The organism is Martelella sp., assembly GCF_984369615.1.
In genome coordinates this window covers 43,985-63,591 of record NZ_CFHTCS010000001.1, presented here as the reverse complement: position 1 = coordinate 63,591, position 19,607 = coordinate 43,985, and the positions used below count along the sequence as shown (strand labels likewise).

The following is a 19,607-nucleotide window of genomic DNA, read 5'->3' as shown; positions in this document are numbered from 1 at the left end:
CCACCGAAGTGCGGCAAAGATATCGAGGCGTCAGCGTGATCATGCCAGATAAGGCCAAGGTCGAGAACGCCGTGCGCTTTGCCCAGAGCTGCATTCTCGGCCGCCTGCGCAAGCAGACCTTCTTCTCGCTTGCCGAGGCCAATGCCGCGATCGCCGAGATGCTCGCGCGCATCAACGATCATGTCATGCGCCGGCTCGGCGTCAGCCGCCGGCATCTCTTCGAGACGGTCGAACGCCCAGCCCTCGCAACCCTTCCCGCAGAGGACTACGAGTTCGCCGAATGGCGCTTGGCGCGGGTCTCGACGGATTATCACGTCGAGTTCAAGAGCTTCTTCTATTCCGTCCCGCACGGCCTCATCCGCCAGCAGGTCGATATCCGTGCCACCGCCCGGATGATCGAGATATTCCACCGTGGCAAGCGCATCGCCGCGCATCAGCGCCGCTATGGGGGGTCTGTTACGGCTGAGTGCAGGATCGTACGTTAACATCCCATACTCCCGGTTTTGAGCCCTGTGGCCGCCTTCGTTGTGGCGATGAGCTTGGTGCGCCCGTTTGGTGGCCGTGAAGGTGGCAAGAAATAGGGATGATTACTTCACAACTTTTGCCCCGACTTGCCGCCGCCACCGGTATTCGCCGGTGAGCAGGATATGGGCCCATCCGAGCGGGGAGATATGCGCGAGCAGAGCGGGATCGCAATTCAGACCGGCCCGCTGCCGTGCGGCGACGGCCTGACCGAGGTGCTTGGTGTTCCAGTAGATGATAATGGCGGCGAGTAGATTGAGACCGGCCATGCGATAGTGCTGACCCGCTGTCTGGCCGAGCTTGAGGCCGCGACGGGCAAACGGCTGGGCGACGCCGATGCGCCGCTTCTGGTCAGCGTGCGTTCCGGTGCGCCGATTTCGATGCCGGGGATGATGGACACGGTGCTGAACGCGGGCATGACGCGCGGCACGGCCGAGGGGCTGGGGCGCGCGACCGGCGACACCCGCTTTGGCTGGGACACGCTGCGGCGGTTCGTGCAGTCCTATGTCTCGGTCGTGCTTGGCGCGCCCTCCGACATCGTGCGGCAGGTGAGCGAGACGCATCTGGGCCACGACGACGGCGCATCGCTCGACACCGCCGCGCTCGAGGCCGCGACGCGCGCGCTGCGGGCCGATTTCACCGCGCGTGGCTATGACGTGCCCGCCGATCCGCTGACGCAGGTGCGCGAGGCGGTCGGGGCGGTCTTTGCGTCATGGACCTGTGACCGGGCGCGGACCTACCGGCGGCTCGAAAACATATCCGACGATCTGTATACCGCGGCCACGGTGCAGATGATGGCCTTTGGCAATCTGGGCGACCGGTCGGGCACCGGTGTCGCGTTTTCGCGCTGTCCCTCGGACGGCAAGCCCGGCCTGATGGGTGATTTCCTGCAAGGCGCACAGGGCGAGGACGTGGTCGCGGGCACGCATCAGACGCTGCCCATGTCCCGGCTGGCCGAGCTTTGGCCGGACGTCACCGCCGAGCTGACCGAAACCGCACGGCTTTTGGAGCGTGACCTCTGCGATCTGGCGGACATCGAGTTCACCGTGGAAAGCGGCAAGTTCTGGATGCTGCAATACCGCGCCGGCAAGCGCAGCCCCCGCGCAGCCCTTCGTATGGCGATCGACATGGCCGAAGATCCGGATTTCCCGCTGAGCCGCGCCGAGGCGCTGGAACGGGTGGCCGCGATCCTAGAAAACCCGCCGATGCTGGCCGCGAACACCGATGCGCCCACCGGGTCCAAGGCCGAGCACCTGATCGCCACCGGCCTCGGTGCCTCGCCCGGTCAGGCGGTCGGGGCGCTCGTCACCACCGTCGAGGCGGCGGTCGAGGCCGAGGGCAAGGGCGAGGCGGTCATCCTCGTGCGCCGCGAAACATCGCCCGCCGACATCGCGGGCATGGCGGCCTCGGTCGGCATCCTCACGACCCGCGGCGGCCATGTCAGCCACGCCGCCGTCGTCGCCCGCGGCTGGGGCCTGCCCGCCGTGGTCGGAGCCGCCGACATCGAGGTGACGGCGGAGGGCATCGTGGTGAACGGGCGCAGGGTCCCGGCGGGCACCGTGATCACCGTCGACGGCACCAGCGGCGAGGTGCTCTTGGGTGCCCATCACCGCGAAGAAATCGAGGCGCCGGAAGTCGCGATCCTCAAGGCGTGGCGTCGCGATCTGCCGGGCACAGTTGCCGACCCGGCCCAATCCGGCGGCACCGGGGAAGCGGCCACCACCGAAACCGTGTCCCGCGTCCTCGCGCTCAAGGGCATGGGGGACACCGCTGCCATCGCCGCCGTGCTGGGCGCTGAAGTGTCCGAGGTCGAGGCGGTTCTGGCCGACCTTGTCGCGTCCGAGGCGATCATCGCCATGCCGCGCGGCCGCTACCGCCCCGCGCCCGAAACGGTCGCGCAGATCGACGCGTGGTATGTGGACACGGCAGCGCAGGTGAAGGACCGGATCGAACCGCAGATGGCGGCGTTTCACGCGGTCAACGACGCGATCACCCCGATCCTTGCCGAGGTGTCCAAGGTCGTCCCGCGTCTTGCCCGTTACCAGACCCGGTTCGAAACCGCGCTGGACGGGATCGCCGCCGGGGACCGCGACATGGTCGCCCATCCGATGAAGGACAGCTATCACACCGTCTGGTTCGAACTGCATGAGGAACTGATCCGCCTGTCCGGGCGGGTGCGGACCGAGTAGCCGGGCCTAGGGCAGCACGCGGGCCAACCCCGCCTGCGTGCGCCGCAGCCGGTCGAGGTAAAGCGTCACCAGCGCACCGGCGTCTTCCTGCACCGCAGAGACGCCGGTGTTCAGCGCCGCGACCACCGCGCCGCGCGTGTTAAGCAGCGGCACCGCGATGGAGCGCAGCCCGATCTCGACCTCCTGATCGATGATCGCATAGCCCTGCGCGCGCACGCGGGCGAGTTCGGCCATGATCTGATCGGGGTCCGTCAGGCTCATCGCCGTGCGCGGGGCAAGGTTCGAGGCATCGATCACCGCCCGCGCCTGAGCCTCGGGCAAGGCGGCGAGCAACACGCGCCCCATCGACGTGCAATGGGCCGGAAGCCGCGATCCGGGCATGAGGCCGATCGACATCACCCGTTTCTGCGCCGCGCGGGCAAGATAGACGATCTCGGTGTCGTCGAGGATCGAGACGCTGGTGGATTGCCCGATCTGGTCCGAAAGCTGATCGAGCCACGGCTGCACGACCTGCGGCAGGGGAAGCGCGGCGAGCGCCCCCATCCCGAGCCGCAGCATGTTGGGCGTGGGCGTAAAGAACTTGCCGTCATAGTCCGCATACCCCGCCTCGTGCAGCGTGAGCAGACAGCGCCGCGCGGTCGCCCGGTCATAGCCCGTGCGCGCGGCCACGTCGGTGATCGTCAGGCGCGGCGTGTCGGCGCCAAAGCATTCCACCACGCGCAGCCCCTTGGCGAGCGACGCGATGAAGTCGGTGCGAGGGGTGGATTTGTTCACCATGCGAACGGGAATGCGCGAGATATGAACAAAGGTCAACATGCGAACATCTTTGCTTCCCCGCCGCCGCGTGGCCGCGTAACCCGAAGGTCAGGAGGTGTCTGATGGACAAACGCATTTCTTCGCCCGCCGACGCGGTGGCCCAGATCCCGGACGGGGCGACGGTCATGATCGGCGGCTTCGGCGGCTCTGGCTCGCCCGTCGAACTGATCCACGCGCTGATCGACCACGGGGCGCGTCACCTGACGGTGATCAACAACAACGCGGGCAACGGGCATGTGGGCCTTGCCGCGCTGATCGAACAGGGACAGGTGGACAAGCTGATCTGTTCCTTCCCGCGCTCGGCGGATCCGGTCGTGTTCAACGACGCCTATAAGGCGGGCAAGATCGAGCTTGAGATCGTCCCGCAGGGCACGCTGGCCGAACGCATCCGGGCGGGCGGCGCGGGCATCCCGGCGTTCTACACCCCCACCGCCTTTGGCACCGAGGTGGCCGAGGGCAAGCAGATCGACGTGTTCGAGGGCCGCTCATACGTGCGCGAACTGTGGCTCAAGGCGGACTTCGCGCTGATCAAGGGCGAGCTGGGCGATCCCCATGGCAACCTGACCTACCGCATGGCCGCGCGGAACTTTAACCCGATCATGGCCACGGCGGCGACCACCACCATCGCGCAGGTGACGCGGGTGGTGGACCTGGGCGGAATCGACCCCGAACATGTGATCACCCCCGGCATTTTCGTGCAGCACATCGTCGAGGTCGCGAACCCGGCGCAGGAAGAAGACCTGAACCGAGCAGAGGCGGTGTATCCATGATCGACCTGACCGACATCAAACTTTCGAACGCGCAGATCGCCTGGCGGGCGGCGCAGGACATCGAAGACGGGGCCTATGTCAACCTTGGCATCGGCTTTCCCGAGATGGTCGCGCGGTTCCAGCCGCCGGGCAAACAGGCCATTTTCCACACCGAGAACGGGGTTTTGGACTTTGGCAAGGCGCCCGCCCCCGGTGACGAGGACTGGGATCTGATCAACGCCGGGAAAAAGGCGATCACGCTGAAGCCGGGGACGAGCTTTTTCCACCATGCCGACAGCTTTGCCATGGTGCGCGGCGGGCATTTGGATGTGGCTATTCTGGGGGCCTATGAGGTCGCGCAGAACGGCGATCTGGCGAACTGGTCCACCGGCAAGGGCGGCATTCCGGGGGTCGGCGGGGCGATGGACCTTGTCCAATCCGCGAAACGGATCGCGGTTCTGACCGATCACGTGACCAAATCCGGCGCGCCCAAACTGGTGGCGGCCTGCACCCTGCCCCTGACCGGGGTCGGCTGCGTCACCCGCATCTATTCCTCGCTCGCCGTGGTGGACGTCGTGGACGGGCATTTCGTGCTGCGCGAAAAAGTGACCGGGTTGTCGTTTGACGATCTGCAGGCGCTCACGGGCGCAAAGCTGCACACCGAGGGCGAGGTGCGCGATCTGATCTGTCCAAAGGAACTGGCATGACCGACGTTTACATCTGCGACTACATCCGCACCCCGATTGGCCGCTTTGGCGGCGCGCTGTCGCCCGTGCGGGCCGACGATCTGGGGGCCATTCCCATCGCCGCGCTCATGTCCCGCAACGCGGGCGTCGACTGGGCGGCGGTGGACGAGGTCTACTATGGCTGCGCCAATCAGGCGGGCGAGGATAACCGCAACGTCGCGCGGATGTCGGCGCTGCTGGCCGGGCTGCCGGTGGACGTGCCGGGCACCACGATCAACCGGCTGTGCGGGTCGGGCATGGACGCGATAATGTCGGCGGCACGCGCGATCCGGGCGGGCGAGATCGACCTCGCTATCGCCGGCGGCGTCGAGTCGATGAGCCGCGCGCCGTTCGTCATGCCCAAGGCCGAGAGCGCCTTTTCCCGTGCCAACGCGGTTTACGACACGACCATCGGCTGGCGCTTCGTGAACCCGCTGATGAAGGCGGCGCATGGGGTGGATTCGATGCCCGAGACGGCCGAGAACGTGGCCGACGACTTTGGCATCTCGCGCGCCGATCAGGACGAATTTGCGCTGCGCTCGCAAACCCGTGCGGCGGCGGCGATTGCGTCCGGACGGCTGGCAAAGGAAATCGTGCCGGTCACGATCAAGGGGCGCAAGGGCGACACGGTCGTTGACACCGATGAACATCCCCGCGCCACGCACATCGCCACGCTGGGCAAGCTCAGACCCATCGTGCGCCCGGACGGGACGATCACGGCGGGCAATGCCTCGGGCGTGAACGACGGGGCGGCGGCGCTGATCGTCGCGTCGGAGGCGGCGGTGAAACGCCATGGCCTGACCCCCATCGCCCGCGTGCTGGGCGGGGCGACCGCTGGCGTGCCGCCGCGCATCATGGGCTTTGGCCCCGCGCCCGCGTCCAAAAAGCTGATGGCGCGGCTGGGGCTGACGCCCGACGACTTTGCCGTGATCGAGTTGAACGAGGCGTTTGCCTCGCAGGGTCTGGCCACCCTGCGCGATCTGGGCATTGCCGACGACGACGCCCGCGTGAACCCCAACGGCGGCGCGATTGCGCTTGGTCACCCGCTGGGCATGTCGGGCGCCCGGATCACCGGCACCGCGATGCTCGAGCTGAAGCCGGGCGAGAAAAGCCTGTCCACCATGTGCATCGGCGTCGGTCAGGGGATCGCGCTCGCGCTCGAGGCGCTCTGATCAGCCGACCACCATTCCCAGATCGGCGCTGATCCGCGTCGCGGCGGTCTGGGCGATGGTCATGAACGCGCGGGGCTGTTCGTCGAAACGCGACTTGGGCACGCAGATCGACAGCGCCGCAAAGGGGATCTCGGTATGGTTGCGCAACAGCGCGGCCACGCAGATCACGTCGCGCTCGGTCGCGATGGGGCCCATGGCCAGACCTTTCTCCGCCATCGCCTCAAGCTCGGCATCGCGCCGGTCCGGCGGGAGAAGCGGCGTGCGCGCGCCGCTGTGCGCGTCGAAATAGGCCTCCTGCCGCGCCTTGCCCGCCACCGACAGATGCAGCATCCCCACCGGCGTTTCGTGCACGAGGATGTCCCCGTCCAATATCCCCCGCGACACCCGCAGACCCTTGCGCCCCTCGATCGCATCCGCGACCACCAGCCGCGACCGGTCGAGCACCGTCAGAAACACCGTCTCGCCATAGTCCTCGACCAGCCGTTCCAGCGTCGGGCGCGCCGTATCGACCAGCGCCGACGTGTCGATAAGCACCCGGTAGAGCGACGAGATCATCGGTCCCAGCCGATAGCGCCCGCGCCCGACCCGGCTGACCATCCCGATCTTGCGCAGCCCGTCCATGAGGTCATGACACCCGCTCGTCGACATGCCCATCCGCCGGGAAATATCGCTCAGCCCCAGTTCCGGCTCGTTTACGGAAAAAAGCCGCAACACATCGCCCACTTTCCGGATTGTCCCCATCTTCGCCGCCTCCTTGGTCCGTTGCAAAACCATCTTTCCGGAATGAACGGAAAAAAGCGCGGTATGGTCCGATACCTTTAAACAGAGGCGAATTTGCCATTTCCTCGTGCCTATTCGCGGGGCCGGTTTCCGGTGCCGAGACAAAAGGGAGGAACTCATGAAAGATCAGACAACGCAGGCGACTGCGCCCTATACCGGCGCCGAATATCTGGAAAGCCTGCAGGACGGGCGCTGCATTTTCGTCCACGGCGAACGCGTCAAGGACGTGACCAAACATCCGGCGTTTCGCAATTCGTCGCGCATGGTGGCGCGCTGGTATGACCGGCTCAATGACCGCAAGGACACGCTGGGGCGGCCCACGGACACCGGATCGGGCGGCTGGACGCATCCGTTCTTCAAGGGCACCAAGACCGCCGAAGACCTGATCGCGGGCCGCGATGCCATCGTCGAGACGCAGCGCGTGGCGAACGGCTGGATGGGCCGCGCCCCGGACTACAAGGCGGCGTTTCTGGGCACGCTGGGCGCCAACAGCGGGTTCTATGGCGAATACGCGGGCAACGCCAAAGCGTGGTATGCCAAGACGCAGGAGCGGCTGGATTACTGGAACCATGCCATCGTGAACCCGCCCATCGACCGGCATCTGCCCGTCGAGGAAACCGGCGACGTCTATATGCAGGTCGAGAAAGAGACAGACGCGGGCGTGGTCGTATCCGGGGCCAAGGTCGTCGCGACCGGATCGGCGCTGACGCATTACAACTTTATCGCCCACTACGGCATTCCGATCAAAGAAAAGAAATTCGCCCTGATCTTTACCGCGCCGATGGATGCGGAAGGGGTCAAGCTGATCAGCCGCGCCTCCTATGAACTGAACGCGAGCGTCATGGGCACGCCGTTCGATTACCCCCTGTCGTCGCGTCTGGACGAAAACGATTCAATCCTCGTGTTCGACAAGGTGCTGGTGCCCTGGGAAAACATCTTCGTCTACGGCGACGTGGAAAAGATCAACGCCTTCTTTCCGGCCTCGGGCTTTATCCCGCGCTTTACCCTGCACGGCGTCACCCGGCTGGCCGTGAAGCTCGACTTTATCTCGGGCCTCTTCGCCAAGGCGTTGGAGGCGACGGGGTCGGCGGTGTTCCGTGGTCCGCAGACGGCGGTGGGCGAGGTGATCGCCTGGCGCAACCTGTTCTGGGGCATCTCGGACGCGATGGTGAAATCGCCGGTCCCGTGGGAGGGCACCGATGGCTATGTCCTGCCCAACGTCAATTATGGCCTCGCCTACCGGGTCTTTGCGCCCATGGCCTATTCCCGTATCAAGGAGCTTATCGAACGGCACGTGGCCTCGGGCCTGATCTATCTGCCGTCCTCGGCGCTCGATTTCGGCTCGGACGAGGTGCGCCCCTATCTCGACCGCTTTGTGCGCGGGTCGAACGGGATGGTGGCCGTGGACCGGGTCAAGCTGCTCAAGCTTCTGTGGGACGCGATGGGGTCCGAGTTCGGCGGGCGGCATGAGCTTTATGAAAGCAACTACGCCGGGAACTACGAAAACATCCGGATCGAGACGATGCTGACGGCGCAGGCCACAGGCGAGATGGAGATGATGCACCAGCTCGTCGAGGACTACATGGCCGAATACGGGCTCGACGGCTGGACCGCGCCGGACATGATCAACCCGTGGGACGTGAACCGTCTGACCGGCGGCTTTCAGTAAGTCACCAGTGACGCCCGGCCTGCGACATCCCGTGGGCCGGGCGGTTTTTTCCGGGAGCATACCTATGGACTTCACCGGCATTCAGACCCGCATCCTGTCAGACCGCCAAGCGCATCTGCCGGCAAGCGTCATGGCCATCGGCGCCTTCGACGGCGTCCACCGGGGGCATCAGCAGTTGATCCGCTCGGCTGTGGCCGAGGCGCGGGCGGTGCGGGTGCCATCCGTCGTCTGGACCTTTGACCCGCCGCCCAAGGTGGTATTTGGCCGCGCCAAACCGCTGTGCAGCCTGACCGAAAAGCTCGCCCGGATCGCGCATCTGGGCCCCGACCTGATCGTGGTCGCGCGGTTCGACCGTCTTTATGCGGCGCGCTCTGCCGAGGCGTTCATGGACGACCTCGCGGCGGTGAACCCCACGCGCATCCACGTGGGCCATGATTTCCGCTTTGGTCACCGGCAGTCCGGCGACACGGACCTGCTTGCCACACGCTTTGCCGTCACGCTTGCCACCCCCGTCGCCTGCGACGCGGGCGAAACGGTGTCCTCGACCCGGATCCGTGCCCTGCGCGCCGCCGGGCGGCTGGCCGAGGCCGACGCGCTCCAAGGCCCCTTTGACGGGGCGAAACAGATGGTCGGGCGGCTTCTGACCGCCGATCTCAGATTTCAACGGACCTGAAACGATGAAAGACATGCCTCATATCGATCCCCGCGACCTGCGCGACGCCTGCGGGTCCTTTGCCACCGGCGTCACGGTGATTTCGACCGCCACGGACGAGGGCGACCACGGGATGACCGCCAATGCGTTCATGTCGGTGTCACTCGACCCGCCGCTGATCTCGATCTCGCTCGATCACGGGTCCAAGATGCTGGCCAAGGTCCGCGCCTCGCACCGCTATGCGGTGAGCGTGCTGGGCGACGGGATGGAGGGGCTGGCGCTCCACTTCGCGGGCAAGTTCGACCCCACGATGACCGACCCCTTCGTGCATATCGACGGGCTGCCCGTCGTTCCCGGGGCATCGACCGTATTCCTCACCGATGTCGTGCAAGAGGTCGAGGCGGGCGATCACACGCTCTTCATCGGCCATGTCACCCATATCGAACGCAACAGGGATGCCCTGCCTCTCCTCTTCCATGGCGGGCGTTTCGCGGGTCTCGCTTCGTAGTCAGTCCTCGTCACGAAACGGGATCGGGGCACCCTCTGTTGATCACTCGGTCGATCAGAGGGCGCCCCTATTGCGTCTGGATCAGGGTCAGTTGGGCCAGGGTCAATTGGGTCACGGTCAGTCGAGCGTCCGGTTGGTCGGCAGCAGGACCAGACCCAGACGATGCTTGAGCCAGCCGTAAAGTCCGCGCTTGTCGATCAGCATGACCGCAATCGCGATGCCGCCCATGAGCATCAGATACCATGTGCCCCAGTCGGCGGCGACTTCGCGCAGGGCAAAGAACACGATGACGCCAAGGATCGGACCCTCGATCGTGCCGATCCCGCCGATGACGACGATAAAGATGACGAACGCGGTCCAGTCGTTCAGCGAAAACGCCGCGTCGGGGGTGATCCGCAGCTTTTGCAGAAAGATGAAACTGCCCGCGAGCGCGGTGAACCCGGCGGTGATCACATAGATCAGGAATTTGACCCGCCGCGTGTTCACGCCCAGCGTTTCCGCCGCCAGCTCGCTGTCGCGGATCGCGGTCAGCGCAAGGCCCCAGCGCGACCGAAGCAGGAGCCAGACGAAAAGGACCGACGAGATGCCGATGAAAAAGGCCATGTAATACATCGTCATCTCGATGGCCGCCCGGTCGCCTAGCGCGCGCACGATCCCCACGGGCAGCGATATGCCCGACCCGCCCCCCAGCGCGGCCACCTGCGCCGCGACCAGGCGAAAGACCTCGGCGATGACCCATGTGCCGATGGCGAAATAGGCCCCGTTCAGGCGAAAGGCGATCCAGCCGGTCGGGATCGCGATCAGCGCGGTGATCAGCGCGGCCAGCGCCATGGCCGGAATGACGGGGACGCCCGCAAAGATCGTGAGCGCAAAGAACAGATAGCCGCCCAGCCCGACATAGGCCTGCTGTCCGACCGAAACGAGCCCGGTGTAACCCGCAAGCAGGTTCCACATCTGGGCAAGCGCGAGGTAGGCGAGCGCCTCCATCAACAGGCGCAGATCGGCCCGGCCCGCCCACCATGGCGCGGCGGCCAGCGCCAGAACGGCGACCAGCAGGATCGCGGCGGGGATCAGGCGCAGGGGCGAGGGGCGGCTGTCGATTTTTCCAAGGTCGGTCGCGGCCATGTCAGTGCACCACTTTCGGCATCAGCCCGGTGGGCCGGACAATGAGGATGATAAGAAAGGCGAGGTGACCTGCGAGGATCTGATAGCCCGCGTCGATCTGCGCCCCGATGGCCTGCGCGACGCCTAGGATGATCCCGCCCAGAAGCGTGCCCCACAGGTTGCCAAGCCCCCCGATGATCACCGCCTCGAACGCGAAAAGCAGACGCGCGGGGCCGGCGGCGGGGTCGAAGTTCGTCTTCATGGCAAGCCATATCCCCGCGATCCCCACGACGACCGAGGCAAGCGCGGTCGCGAGCGCAAAGGTATGCGCCCGGTTGCCCCCCATAAGCGGCAGGATTTCGGGATCGTCCGATGTCGCGCGCAGCATCCGGCCAAGCGCCGTGTGGTAGAATATCCACTGAAGCCCCGCGATCACGCCCACGGCGGTGAGGAACATGAGGAGCGGCAGCAGCCCGATGGCAAGCTCTTGTCCCAGCGGGATGGAAGCGGTCTCAAACCAACCGGTGGCGAGCTTTTGGCTGTCTGCCGAAAACCCTTCGAGCAGCGCGTTCTGCACGATGATCGACAGGCCAAAGGTGACGAGGATCGGGGGCAGGATGTCCTTGCCCAGCACCCGGTTCAGCACGAACTTCTGGTTGAGGTATCCGGCCACGGCCATAAGCGCGATGACCAGCACGACGCCCACGGCGGGCGGCAGGCCCCATGACACGATGAAGAACAGGATCGCATAGGCGCCGACCACGATGAAATCGCCATGCGCGATGTTGATGAACCGCATGACCCCGAACATCAGGCTCAGCCCCGCGGCGAAAAGCGCGTAAAGCCCACCCAGAAGGATGCCTTGCAGGATTGCGTTGACCCAGACCATCAGGCCACCTCCCCCATTCCGAAATACGCCTGCGCGATCTGGTCGCGCGTCAGCGTGGCGGGCGTGCCGGTCAGCGTCACCCGCCCCTCCATGAAACAAAATACCCGGTCCGCGACCGCCATCGCCTGCCCCACGTCCTGTTCGACGACGAGGATCGAGGTGCCGCGTTCGCGGATCTGCGGCACGGCCTGATAGATGTCCTTGATGATCTTGGGGGCCAGACCCAGGCTGATCTCGTCGCAGACCAGCAGCTTGGGGTTGGACATGAGCGCGCGCCCGATAGCCACCATCTGCTGTTGCCCGCCCGACAGCGCGGTGCCGGGGTTGGACCGTTTCGCCACCAGATCGGGAAACAGGTCATAAACGGCGGCCAGCGTCCATGGCCCCGGACGTTTGCCCGCCCCGCCGATCAGCAGGTTTTCCTCGACCGTCAGCGACGGAAACAGCCGCCGCCCCTCGGGCACCATGGCCAGCCCCGCCTTGTGGATGCGGTCGCCCGCCATGCCCGCGATGGGCTGGCCGTCGAAGATGATCTGTTGACCGGGCGTCGGATGCAGCCCCGTGAGACAGCGCAGGAACGTCGACTTGCCCGCCCCGTTCGCGCCGATGATCGCGACCGTCTCGCCGGCCTCCATCGCGAAATCGACGCCGAAGAGCGCTTGGAAATCGCCGTAATGCGCGGTGAGCGACCTTGTCTCAAGCAGTGTCTCAGGCAGCGTCATCGACCGAAATCCCCATGTAAATCTCCTGCACCATCGGATCGGCCATGACCGACGTCGGGTCGCCGCTCGCGACGATCTTGCCAAAGTCGATGACCATCAGGTGATCGACCACGGCCAAGAGCGCGTGCACGATGTGTTCGATCCAGATGATCGTCACGCCGCTGGCATGAATGTCCCGGATCAGCGCGACGAGGTCGTGACATTCCGCCTCGGTCAGCCCGCCCGCGATTTCATCGAGCAGAAGCAGTTCCGGCCCCGTCGCCAGCGCCCGGGCCAGTTCCAGCCGCTTGCGTTCGAGCAGCGTGAGCGAGCCTGCCGGGCGATTGGCTTTCGCCAAAAGCCCGGTGCGCGACAGGATGTCCCGGCAGGCCCCAGTGGGGTCGTCAAACCCCGATCCGCCAAAGCGCGCCGCGGTCAGGAGGTTTTCATAAACCGACATGCCCACGAAGGGATGCGGGATCTGGAACGACCGCGCGATGCCTGCGTGACACCGTGCCGCGGCGGTCGTCCCGGTTATATCCTCGCCCTTGAAACGCACCGTGCCCGCCGATGGGGCGAGCGCGCCGCCGATCAGGTTGAAAAGCGTGGATTTCCCGGCCCCGTTCGGACCGATGATCCCCAGCGCCCGGCCCTTGGGCAGCTCAAAGGTCACGTCATCCGCGACGACGAGTGCACCAAAGGATTTGCGCACGCCGGACAGGCTAAGCAATGTGGTCATGTCCCCTCCCCATCACATCGGTCAAACGGGTCCGGGGCGGCAGGTCACCGCCCCGGGCGCTGCGTAATCAGCCGATGGGCTTCATCTCGCCGGTCAGGGGGATGTCCGGGTGATCGCTGTTTTCAACGATGTCGAGCACCGGGGTGCTGCCGTCCATCCGCCATTGGCCGCCGACAAGCGGCGTCTTGGCCACGTTCGGCACCGGCCCGTTCGCAAAGTTCACGTTGCCCACGACGGTATCGAGGTTGGTCTCGGAAATCGCCTTGGCCAGCGCATCCGCGTCGGTCGGATCCTCGGTCCGTTGCAACGCGTCGATCGCCACCTCGAACAGCGAATGCTTGAACCCCAGCGGCATGGTCCAGCCATTGCCCGTCCCGGCTTCATAGGCGTCGGCAAGCTCCTTGGACGATTGCCCGGTGAACGACGAGGCAAAGGGGTGATGCGGCGACCACCAGACCTCGACCGACAGGCCGTTGGCCCGGTCACCAAGCGGCGCGATGGCCTGCGGGAACTCGGTCGCCTTGGCGGCCTGCATGACCTTGGGGTTGAACCCCTGCTGCGCGGCCTGCGTCCAGAAGGTCGTGAAATCCGGCGGGATCTGCACGCCCGTCACGATCTCGACTCCGGCTTCCTTGAACGCGGAGATCTGGGCCGAGAAATCGTCGGTCATGTTCTGGTAGCGGCCCGTATCGACAAGCGTGTAGCCGCGTTCGGCCATGACCGGCGGAAAGCCAAGCTCGGGATGCGACCAGCCGTTGCCGTCGGGATCGTTGGGCCAGAGCGCGCCGACGACCTTGTTCGTCTCGACCTTGTCCCACATGCCCATGAACACGGAAATGACGTCCTCAAGCCCCCAGAAGAAATGGTAGGTATACTGAAACCCCGCCGCCGGATCGCCGCCGCGACCAAAGAAATGCGGCTGCCACGGCGTGTCGTTGGTGATGCAGGCGACGCCATTGAGCTCGGCCTGATCGGCCACCGGGTTCGTCGTGTCGGGGGTCGAGGTCGCGAGGATCAGGTTGACCTCGTCCTCAAAGATCAGCTCCTGCGCGGCGCTCGAGGCGCGGTTCGATGACGACTGGCTGTCCTTGACGATGAATTCGACCGGGTGCTTGGCCCCGTTGATCATGATCCCGTCGCCGATCTTTGCCTTGAACTGATCAAGCGTGAAGGCATCCGGTTCCGCAAAGATCGCGAGCGGCCCGGTCTGGGGCGTGACGAAGCCGATCTTGATCGGCTTGTTCTGCGCATAGGCCGGCAGCGCCAGCCCCGACGCGCTGACCGCAAGCCCGGATGCGGCTGCGGATTGCATGAATCTGCGACGTGTAAACACGGTGTTTCCCTCCCTCTGAAATGACTGCACGGGGTTCCTCGGCCCCATGCCTTCGCTGCACCCTGATCCTTCGATTTGCGCAAGAAAAGGTATCAGCCAATACCAGAGTTGGATGAGGTCAGGGGTGGCGGGCTGTCCGGTCGTGTGGCCCTTTGCCATGGCAGACGCGAAAGCCGCCAATGACGCAAGGCGCTGATTTGGCACAGCTTTCGCGCCGCCGAAAAGCGGTTTACGCGGGTATGGCGACTGTCACCTCACCGCCACCGCCACCGCCAGCGTCGGCGCGGCGGGGATCACTCCGCCGCCTGCGCCTGTGCCGCGGGCATCCGGGCGAGACCGTCGATGAAGAAGGGGCGAAAGCCCTGAGGATGTTCGCTCATCGGGAAATGCCCGACCTCGTCCATCACGGCGAGCGTCGCGCCGGGAACCTGATCCGCCGTGCGTTTTGCATCCTCGGGCGTGCAGGTGAAATCGTAGGCGCCCACGATGAAGTGCACCGGAGTCCGGTCGGTGTCGATCCGGTGCAACTGCCCCACGAGGCTGTCGTCCTGCGTGTAAAAGCTCAGGTCGCCCCGAAACACGCCCGGCCCCGACTGCATGAACATCCACAGCGTATTCCAACGCTCGACCTCCGGCGCGTGGGGCGAGATGTTGGTCGACACCAGCGCCGCGCCCATTTCGCCGCCATGGGCATCCGGGCGGTGGAACCAGTCGATGTCATACCACGCGGCCTGAAAATCACTGGCCTCGATGGCAAGGAACCCGCTGAACGCCTCCGGATGATGCACGGCCAGTTGCAGCGCGATGCGCCCGCCCATGGACACGCCCGCAAGCACGGGCCGCTCAAGCCCAAGCGCCCGGACCACGGCAAGCACCGTTTCCATATAGGTTTCGGTCGACAGCAGATATTCCTCGGTCTGGAACCCCTCGGGCGGCAGGCTTTTGCCATGCCACGGCATGTCAAAGGCGATGATCCGGTTGGTCGCCGTGATGTCGGGGTCGTTCAGGATATGCCGCCACTGCCGCGTATCGGACCCGGCGGTGTGCAGGCACAGCACCGGACGTCCCTGCCCGGCCTCCTCAAAGTAAATCCGTTGCGCGCGGCCTTGGACGGTCACCGTGACATAGCGACCCATGATCTGTTCGATGCTCATGCGCGTGCCTCCTGCGTCGTCCGTGCGTCCCTTGGAAGGGCAAGGACCTCTTTGAAAAAGCGCAGGTTCTTGACCAAGAGCAGCATGTCGCCCACGATCTCGGCCCGGCCGATTTTAACCATGGCAAAGATGTCGTGAAAGCCGGGCTTGGGCGTGGCGCGCCAGAACTCGCGCAGCGCCTCGCCGTCGGTGACGAAGCCAAAGCGATAGGGCGTCTTCTTGGACGGCCCCTCCACGACCCGGTCGATCCGGCCCTTGTCGAACACGAGGTAGTATTCCAGCCCGTCGATCTTGATCAGCACGGTTTCCGAAAAGAGCGCGCCCAGACGGTGCAGATGCGGTGCCCCGTCAAGCCTTGTCTCTATCTGTCGCATGGTGTCGATCACGGCGTGCCTCCCTGCCCCGTCCACTGTCCTGTGCTTTGTCCGCGCCCTCGCACGGTGCGGGAAACGGTGCGAGATACCTTGGACCGGTCAGGCGCTATGGGAAAGGTATCGACCGATACCTGTCTCATACCCCATCCGTGCGAAAATCGCCCGAACATCGCATTTTGGGTATCGGCTGATACCCGTCCCCCGGCTTCCCCCGGTGCCCTCCGTTGTGCACAGTCCAAGGGTCATTCAGGACCGCCACCAAACGCCTAGGAGGGGCGGGGCGGTCCAATACGCAGCATCAGGAGGATCCCACATGCGTAACGTCACCGTGGACAACGTCACCGACGTCGTCGTTGAGGCCATCGGCGCCTCGGCCCCCATTCCGGCCCGGCAGAAGGAAATCATGACCGCGCTCGTGCGCCATCTGCATGGCTTTTGCAAAGACGTGAACCTGACGCATGGCGAGTTCATGCAGGCCTGCGATTTCCTCGCCCGTGCCGGGGCGGTCTGCACCGACAAGCGGCAGGAGTTCATTCTGCTGGGCGACATCCTTGGCGTCGAAGTGCTTGTCGACATGATCTCGAACCCGACGCCCAACGGCGAAACGACCGGCACCGTGCTCGGCCCGTTCTTCCGCGAAAACGCACCGGTTCTGCCGCATGGCGCATCCATCGTGCAGAAGCATTTCGACAACGAAGAAACGGTGTTCATGGAAGGCTACGTCAAGGACGCCTCGGGCAAGCCGATCGCCGGTGCCATGATCGACGTCTGGGAAGACGCGCCCAACGGGCTTTATGAAAACCACGACCCGGATCAGCCGGACTACAACCTGCGGGGCCGGTTCGAGACCGACGAAAACGGCTACTACGCCTTCCGCGCGATCCGTCCGGTGCCCTATCCGATCCCGTCCGACTGGACTGCGGGCGAGATGATTTCCTTCATGGGTCACCACACGATGCGTCCGGGGCACATCCACGTGCTGGTCAACAAGGACGGCTATCGTCCCTTGATCTCGCAGCTTTTTGACGGTGCGTCCGACTATCTCGACAACGACTCGGTCTTTGCGGTCAAAGAGAACCTGATCGCCTCCTTCCAGAAGGGCAGCGAAGAACACGGCACGGACCTTTATGTTCAGTTCGACTTTACCCTCGCGGATCAGTCGCTGGCGATGGCCGCCGAATAAAGACAAACGCCCCGCGCCGCCCGACCGGTGGCGCGGGGAATTCGGTCGCGCGAAACGCGGACGATACAGGCGGATAAAAGGAAGGGCAGAATGCGAGCTTCGGACAAGGCCAATGTCGTGGACATCGACAGGGGTGCCACGAGCGCGACGATGATCAAGGCGCTGGAAACGCGGATCGTGGATTGCGTGACGACACGGCGGCACAAGCTGTCCAACACCGAAATCACGCATCAGTCCTTTGTCATCGTCGAGGCGACGCTGGGTGATGGCACCGTCGGCTATGGCGAGGCATCGACGCTCGGCGGCCCGCGCTGGTCGGAAGAAAGCGTCGAGGCGATCAAGGCCAACATCGACGCCTATATCGCCCCCGCCCTGATCGGTCAGGACGCGGCGTTGTTCGAAGCCAACGCGCTGCGGATGGCCAAGGCGGTCAGCCGCAACACCTCGGCCCGCGCCGCCGTGGAAAGCGCGCTCTACGACGCGGTCGGCAAATCGCTGAACCTGCCCGCCGCCGCGTTTCTGGGCGGTGTCGTGCGCGACAGGATCGAAGTGCTCTGGGCGCTGGCCTCGGGCGACGCCGATCAGGAGATCGAGGAAGCCAAGGCGAAACTCGCCGCCCGCGAACACCGCCGGTTCAAGATCAAGCTGGGGTTTTACGACCCCGCGCAGGACATGGTCCGGCTGCGCAAGGTGATGGGCTCCATGCCCGAGGGCACCGAAATGGTGGTCGACGTCAATCAGGGCTGGTCCGAGGCGACCGCGATCCGCTACCTGCCGGAACTGGCCGAGATGGGCGTCGTGCTTGTCGAACAGCCCCTGCGCCCCGGCATGATGGCCGCGACGGCGCGCATCGCCGCCCGCTCGGCGATCCCGCTCATGACCGACGAGGCGGCGTTTTCCACGCCGGAGCTTGTGCAGAACGGCATGGCGGCGACCGGCAGCGTCTATTCCCTCAAGCTCGTGAAATCCGGCGGGATGCTGGAGCTGAAACGCGCCGCGGGCGTGGCGCAGGCCTTTGGCATGGAGCTTTACGGCGGCTGTCTGCTGGAAAGCGGGATCGGCGCTGCCGCCCATGTCGCGGTGTTCTCGACGCTTCCGACGCTGGAATGGGGCTGCGAACACTTCGGGTCCCGTATCCTCAAGCAGGATCTGACGTCCTCGGGGCTCGTCTTCCGCGATTTCCATATCGAGGTGCCGCAGGGGCCGGGTCTGGGGATCGAGGTCGATCACGACGCCCTGCGCGACGCCACGCGCCGCAGCTAACGATCAGCGCGAGCGCACGAATTTCCGCGCGACTTCCAGAAAATTGCGCACCTGCGGCGACTGGTTGTCGCGCCGCGCGTGGATGGTGAGCGACGTGCCGGGGTTCAGCCCCACATAGGGCCGGTAGAACACGCCGGGCCGGGTCGTCGCCGCCACGCTCGCGGGGACGACGCAGATCCCGACGCCCACCGATACAAGGCTGATCGCGGTCTGGAAATCCTGCGCCAGTTCCAGCGCGGCGGGTTCGAACCCCTCCTGCTTGCAGATCGACAGGATGTGGTCGGCATAGCTGGGGCGCGGCCTGCGGGGATACAGCACGAAGGTCTGATCGCTGAGGTCGGCAAAACGTATCTCTTTGCGCGAGGCCAGCTCTGACGCATCGGGGATCGCGAGCACGAGGTCCTCATGCGCCAGCGGTTCGCGGCGCAGTTCGTCGTCGCCCAGATCGGGCCGCGCCACCGCGATGTCGATTTCCCGCTGGATGATCGCGGAATGAAGCTCGGCGTTGTTCATGGCCGACAACGCCAGTTCCACCTTGGGAAAATGCGACCGGTAGGATTTGATCAGCGTCGGCAGAACCCCGTGCGAGGCCGATCCGACAAAGGCGATGCGCAGACGCCCCTGCCCCCCCTCGCCCACCAGCCGCGTCTCGCGATAGGCATTTTCGAGCCGGTCGACGATGGCGCGGGCATGACCTTCAAAGATTTCGCCCGCCTGCGTCAGCCGGATCTGGCTGCGGCTGCGGTCGAACAACTGCGCCCCGATGTCAGCCTCGAGCGCGGCGATCTGACGGCTGAGTGGCGGCTGCGCGATTTCAAGCCGCGTGGCCGCCCGGCCAAAATGCAATTCCTCGGCCACCGCCAGAAAATACTTCAGACGTCGCACATCCATGGCGTTCCTCCACCCTGCAAATTGGGTATCAGACCACGCCGCGTGATGCAATTTCGATCATCACAGGGCGCGCCGCGCTTGCCAAATCTGCCGCCCCGAGACGCACCCTGCCCCCGGCCCGCCCCCATCGGACATTACAACAAAGCAATAATCAGGAAAAAGTGAGTCAATGCCGAACCGGGATAGATCTGGGA

Annotated in this window: 20 protein-coding genes and 1 pseudogene; 10 read left to right on the top strand and 11 right to left on the bottom strand. The window is 65.2% G+C overall.

What is annotated here, in order from left to right; all coding sequences use genetic code 11:
- Positions 1-485: Mu transposase domain-containing protein (locus tag AC5DC2_RS00345; RefSeq protein ID WP_491697070.1), on the top strand; the 485-nt coding region annotated here is incomplete at its 5' end.
- 102 nt (positions 486-587) lie between these two features.
- Here AC5DC2_RS00345 and AC5DC2_RS00340 read toward each other — a convergent pair.
- Positions 588-878, bottom strand: a pseudogene (locus AC5DC2_RS00340) (Tn3 family transposase); the annotation flags it as partial.
- Between AC5DC2_RS00340 and AC5DC2_RS00335 the strand changes: the two are divergent.
- Positions 798-2,711, top strand: coding sequence for a PEP/pyruvate-binding domain-containing protein (locus AC5DC2_RS00335; protein WP_491697069.1), 1,914 nt, complete (start codon positions 798-800; stop codon positions 2,709-2,711). The pseudogene AC5DC2_RS00340 and the gene AC5DC2_RS00335 sit on opposite strands and share 81 nt — an antisense overlap.
- 6 nt (positions 2,712-2,717) lie before the next feature.
- Here the strand turns inward: AC5DC2_RS00335 and AC5DC2_RS00330 are convergent, their stop codons facing one another.
- Entirely contained in the window at positions 2,718-3,488 is a 771-nt protein-coding gene (locus tag AC5DC2_RS00330; protein WP_067262210.1) for an IclR family transcriptional regulator domain-containing protein, read from the bottom strand.
- 101 nt (positions 3,489-3,589) lie between these two features.
- On the opposite strand from AC5DC2_RS00330, the gene AC5DC2_RS00325 reads away from it, so the two are divergent.
- From AC5DC2_RS00325 to pcaF, 3 genes are read left to right on the top strand one after another with little or no spacing between them, the layout of a single operon-like run.
- The gene (locus AC5DC2_RS00325; RefSeq protein ID WP_067262188.1) at positions 3,590-4,297 is read left to right on the top strand and encodes a 3-oxoacid CoA-transferase subunit A; all 708 of its coding nucleotides are present in this window, start codon (positions 3,590-3,592) and stop codon (positions 4,295-4,297) included.
- Positions 4,294-4,983, top strand: coding sequence for a 3-oxoacid CoA-transferase subunit B (locus tag AC5DC2_RS00320; RefSeq protein ID WP_067262189.1), 690 nt, complete (start codon positions 4,294-4,296; stop codon positions 4,981-4,983). Before AC5DC2_RS00325 ends, AC5DC2_RS00320 begins: the two co-directional genes overlap by 4 nt.
- Positions 4,980-6,173 (top strand): 3-oxoadipyl-CoA thiolase, encoded by a 1,194-nt coding sequence (gene pcaF, locus AC5DC2_RS00315; protein ID WP_067262190.1) that lies wholly within the window; start codon positions 4,980-4,982, stop codon positions 6,171-6,173. Before AC5DC2_RS00320 ends, pcaF begins: the two co-directional genes overlap by 4 nt.
- Here the strand turns inward: pcaF and AC5DC2_RS00310 are convergent, their stop codons facing one another.
- A complete protein-coding gene (locus AC5DC2_RS00310; RefSeq protein ID WP_197470822.1) occupies positions 6,174-6,914 on the bottom strand; it encodes an IclR family transcriptional regulator in 741 nt (246 codons plus the stop codon).
- Positions 6,915-7,071: 157 nt separating this feature from the next.
- Between AC5DC2_RS00310 and AC5DC2_RS00305 the strand changes: the two genes are divergently transcribed.
- From AC5DC2_RS00305 to AC5DC2_RS00295, 3 genes are all read left to right on the top strand, one after another.
- Complete coding sequence (locus AC5DC2_RS00305; protein WP_067262192.1) at positions 7,072-8,622, top strand: 4-hydroxyphenylacetate 3-hydroxylase N-terminal domain-containing protein; 1,551 nt, start codon at positions 7,072-7,074, stop codon at positions 8,620-8,622.
- Between the two features lie 64 nt (positions 8,623-8,686).
- The gene (locus AC5DC2_RS00300) at positions 8,687-9,295 is read left to right on the top strand and encodes an FAD synthetase family protein (RefSeq protein ID WP_067262193.1); all 609 of its coding nucleotides are present in this window, start codon (positions 8,687-8,689) and stop codon (positions 9,293-9,295) included.
- 4 nt (positions 9,296-9,299) lie between these two features.
- Positions 9,300-9,782 (top strand): flavin reductase family protein, encoded by a 483-nt coding sequence (locus AC5DC2_RS00295; protein WP_491697068.1) that lies wholly within the window; start codon positions 9,300-9,302, stop codon positions 9,780-9,782.
- 117 nt (positions 9,783-9,899) lie between these two features.
- Here AC5DC2_RS00295 and AC5DC2_RS00290 read toward each other — a convergent pair whose 3' ends face one another.
- From AC5DC2_RS00290 to AC5DC2_RS00260, 7 genes are all read right to left on the bottom strand, one after another.
- On the bottom strand, positions 9,900-10,907 hold the full coding sequence (locus AC5DC2_RS00290; RefSeq protein WP_067262194.1) for a branched-chain amino acid ABC transporter permease: 1,008 nt from the start codon (positions 10,905-10,907) through the stop codon (positions 9,900-9,902).
- 1 nt (position 10,908) lies between these two features.
- Positions 10,909-11,775 (bottom strand): branched-chain amino acid ABC transporter permease, encoded by an 867-nt coding sequence (locus AC5DC2_RS00285; protein ID WP_067262195.1) that lies wholly within the window; start codon positions 11,773-11,775, stop codon positions 10,909-10,911.
- Positions 11,775-12,497, bottom strand: a complete 723-nt coding sequence (locus tag AC5DC2_RS00280) for an ABC transporter ATP-binding protein (RefSeq protein ID WP_067262197.1) — start codon at positions 12,495-12,497, stop codon at positions 11,775-11,777. The genes AC5DC2_RS00285 and AC5DC2_RS00280 overlap by 1 nt, the downstream gene beginning before the upstream one ends.
- The gene (locus tag AC5DC2_RS00275) at positions 12,484-13,215 is read right to left on the bottom strand and encodes an ABC transporter ATP-binding protein (protein ID WP_067262199.1); all 732 of its coding nucleotides are present in this window, start codon (positions 13,213-13,215) and stop codon (positions 12,484-12,486) included. Before AC5DC2_RS00275 ends, AC5DC2_RS00280 begins: the two co-directional genes overlap by 14 nt.
- Before the next feature lie 67 nt (positions 13,216-13,282).
- Positions 13,283-14,548 (bottom strand): ABC transporter substrate-binding protein, encoded by a 1,266-nt coding sequence (locus AC5DC2_RS00270; protein ID WP_082851980.1) that lies wholly within the window; start codon positions 14,546-14,548, stop codon positions 13,283-13,285.
- Positions 14,549-14,841: 293 nt separating this feature from the next.
- Positions 14,842-15,702, bottom strand: coding sequence for an alpha/beta fold hydrolase (locus AC5DC2_RS00265; protein ID WP_067262203.1), 861 nt, complete (start codon positions 15,700-15,702; stop codon positions 14,842-14,844).
- On the bottom strand, positions 15,699-16,088 hold the full coding sequence (locus AC5DC2_RS00260; protein ID WP_067262204.1) for a hypothetical protein: 390 nt from the start codon (positions 16,086-16,088) through the stop codon (positions 15,699-15,701). The genes AC5DC2_RS00265 and AC5DC2_RS00260 overlap by 4 nt, the downstream gene beginning before the upstream one ends.
- 301 nt (positions 16,089-16,389) lie before the next feature.
- Here AC5DC2_RS00260 and AC5DC2_RS00255 point away from each other — a divergent pair, with 301 nt between their 5' ends.
- Positions 16,390-17,259, top strand: a complete 870-nt coding sequence (locus AC5DC2_RS00255) for a dioxygenase family protein (RefSeq protein ID WP_491697067.1) — start codon at positions 16,390-16,392, stop codon at positions 17,257-17,259.
- Between the two features lie 90 nt (positions 17,260-17,349).
- Complete coding sequence (locus AC5DC2_RS00250; RefSeq protein ID WP_491697066.1) at positions 17,350-18,522, top strand: muconate/chloromuconate family cycloisomerase; 1,173 nt, start codon at positions 17,350-17,352, stop codon at positions 18,520-18,522.
- A 3-nt stretch (positions 18,523-18,525) separates the two neighbouring features.
- On the opposite strand, the gene AC5DC2_RS00245 is transcribed toward AC5DC2_RS00250, so the two are convergent.
- The gene (locus AC5DC2_RS00245) at positions 18,526-19,464 is read right to left on the bottom strand and encodes a LysR family transcriptional regulator (protein WP_491697065.1); all 939 of its coding nucleotides are present in this window, start codon (positions 19,462-19,464) and stop codon (positions 18,526-18,528) included.
- Positions 19,465-19,607: the final 143 nt, after the last annotated feature.

What these genes read in the sequence shown, in the direction of transcription:
- AC5DC2_RS00290 (WP_067262194.1), bottom strand. Translation starts at nt 10,907, where the DNA reads ATGGCCGCGACCGACCTTGGAAAAATCGACAGCCGCCCCTCGCCCCTG.
- AC5DC2_RS00280 (WP_067262197.1), bottom strand. Translation starts at nt 12,497, where the DNA reads ATGACGCTGCCTGAGACACTGCTTGAGACAAGGTCGCTCACCGCGCAT.
- AC5DC2_RS00300 (WP_067262193.1), top strand. Translation starts at nt 8,687, where the DNA reads ATGGACTTCACCGGCATTCAGACCCGCATCCTGTCAGACCGCCAAGCG.
- AC5DC2_RS00255 (WP_491697067.1), top strand. Translation starts at nt 16,390, where the DNA reads ATGCGTAACGTCACCGTGGACAACGTCACCGACGTCGTCGTTGAGGCC.
- AC5DC2_RS00285 (WP_067262195.1), bottom strand. Translation starts at nt 11,775, where the DNA reads ATGGTCTGGGTCAACGCAATCCTGCAAGGCATCCTTCTGGGTGGGCTT.
- AC5DC2_RS00265 (WP_067262203.1), bottom strand. Translation starts at nt 15,702, where the DNA reads ATGAGCATCGAACAGATCATGGGTCGCTATGTCACGGTGACCGTCCAA.
- AC5DC2_RS00310 (WP_197470822.1), bottom strand. Translation starts at nt 6,914, where the DNA reads ATGGGGACAATCCGGAAAGTGGGCGATGTGTTGCGGCTTTTTTCCGTA.
- pcaF (WP_067262190.1), top strand. Translation starts at nt 4,980, where the DNA reads ATGACCGACGTTTACATCTGCGACTACATCCGCACCCCGATTGGCCGC.
- AC5DC2_RS00275 (WP_067262199.1), bottom strand. Translation starts at nt 13,215, where the DNA reads ATGACCACATTGCTTAGCCTGTCCGGCGTGCGCAAATCCTTTGGTGCA.
- AC5DC2_RS00330 (WP_067262210.1), bottom strand. Translation starts at nt 3,488, where the DNA reads ATGGTGAACAAATCCACCCCTCGCACCGACTTCATCGCGTCGCTCGCC.
- AC5DC2_RS00325 (WP_067262188.1), top strand. Translation starts at nt 3,590, where the DNA reads ATGGACAAACGCATTTCTTCGCCCGCCGACGCGGTGGCCCAGATCCCG.
- AC5DC2_RS00295 (WP_491697068.1), top strand. Translation starts at nt 9,300, where the DNA reads ATGAAAGACATGCCTCATATCGATCCCCGCGACCTGCGCGACGCCTGC.
- AC5DC2_RS00305 (WP_067262192.1), top strand. Translation starts at nt 7,072, where the DNA reads ATGAAAGATCAGACAACGCAGGCGACTGCGCCCTATACCGGCGCCGAA.
- AC5DC2_RS00320 (WP_067262189.1), top strand. Translation starts at nt 4,294, where the DNA reads ATGATCGACCTGACCGACATCAAACTTTCGAACGCGCAGATCGCCTGG.
- AC5DC2_RS00250 (WP_491697066.1), top strand. Translation starts at nt 17,350, where the DNA reads ATGCGAGCTTCGGACAAGGCCAATGTCGTGGACATCGACAGGGGTGCC.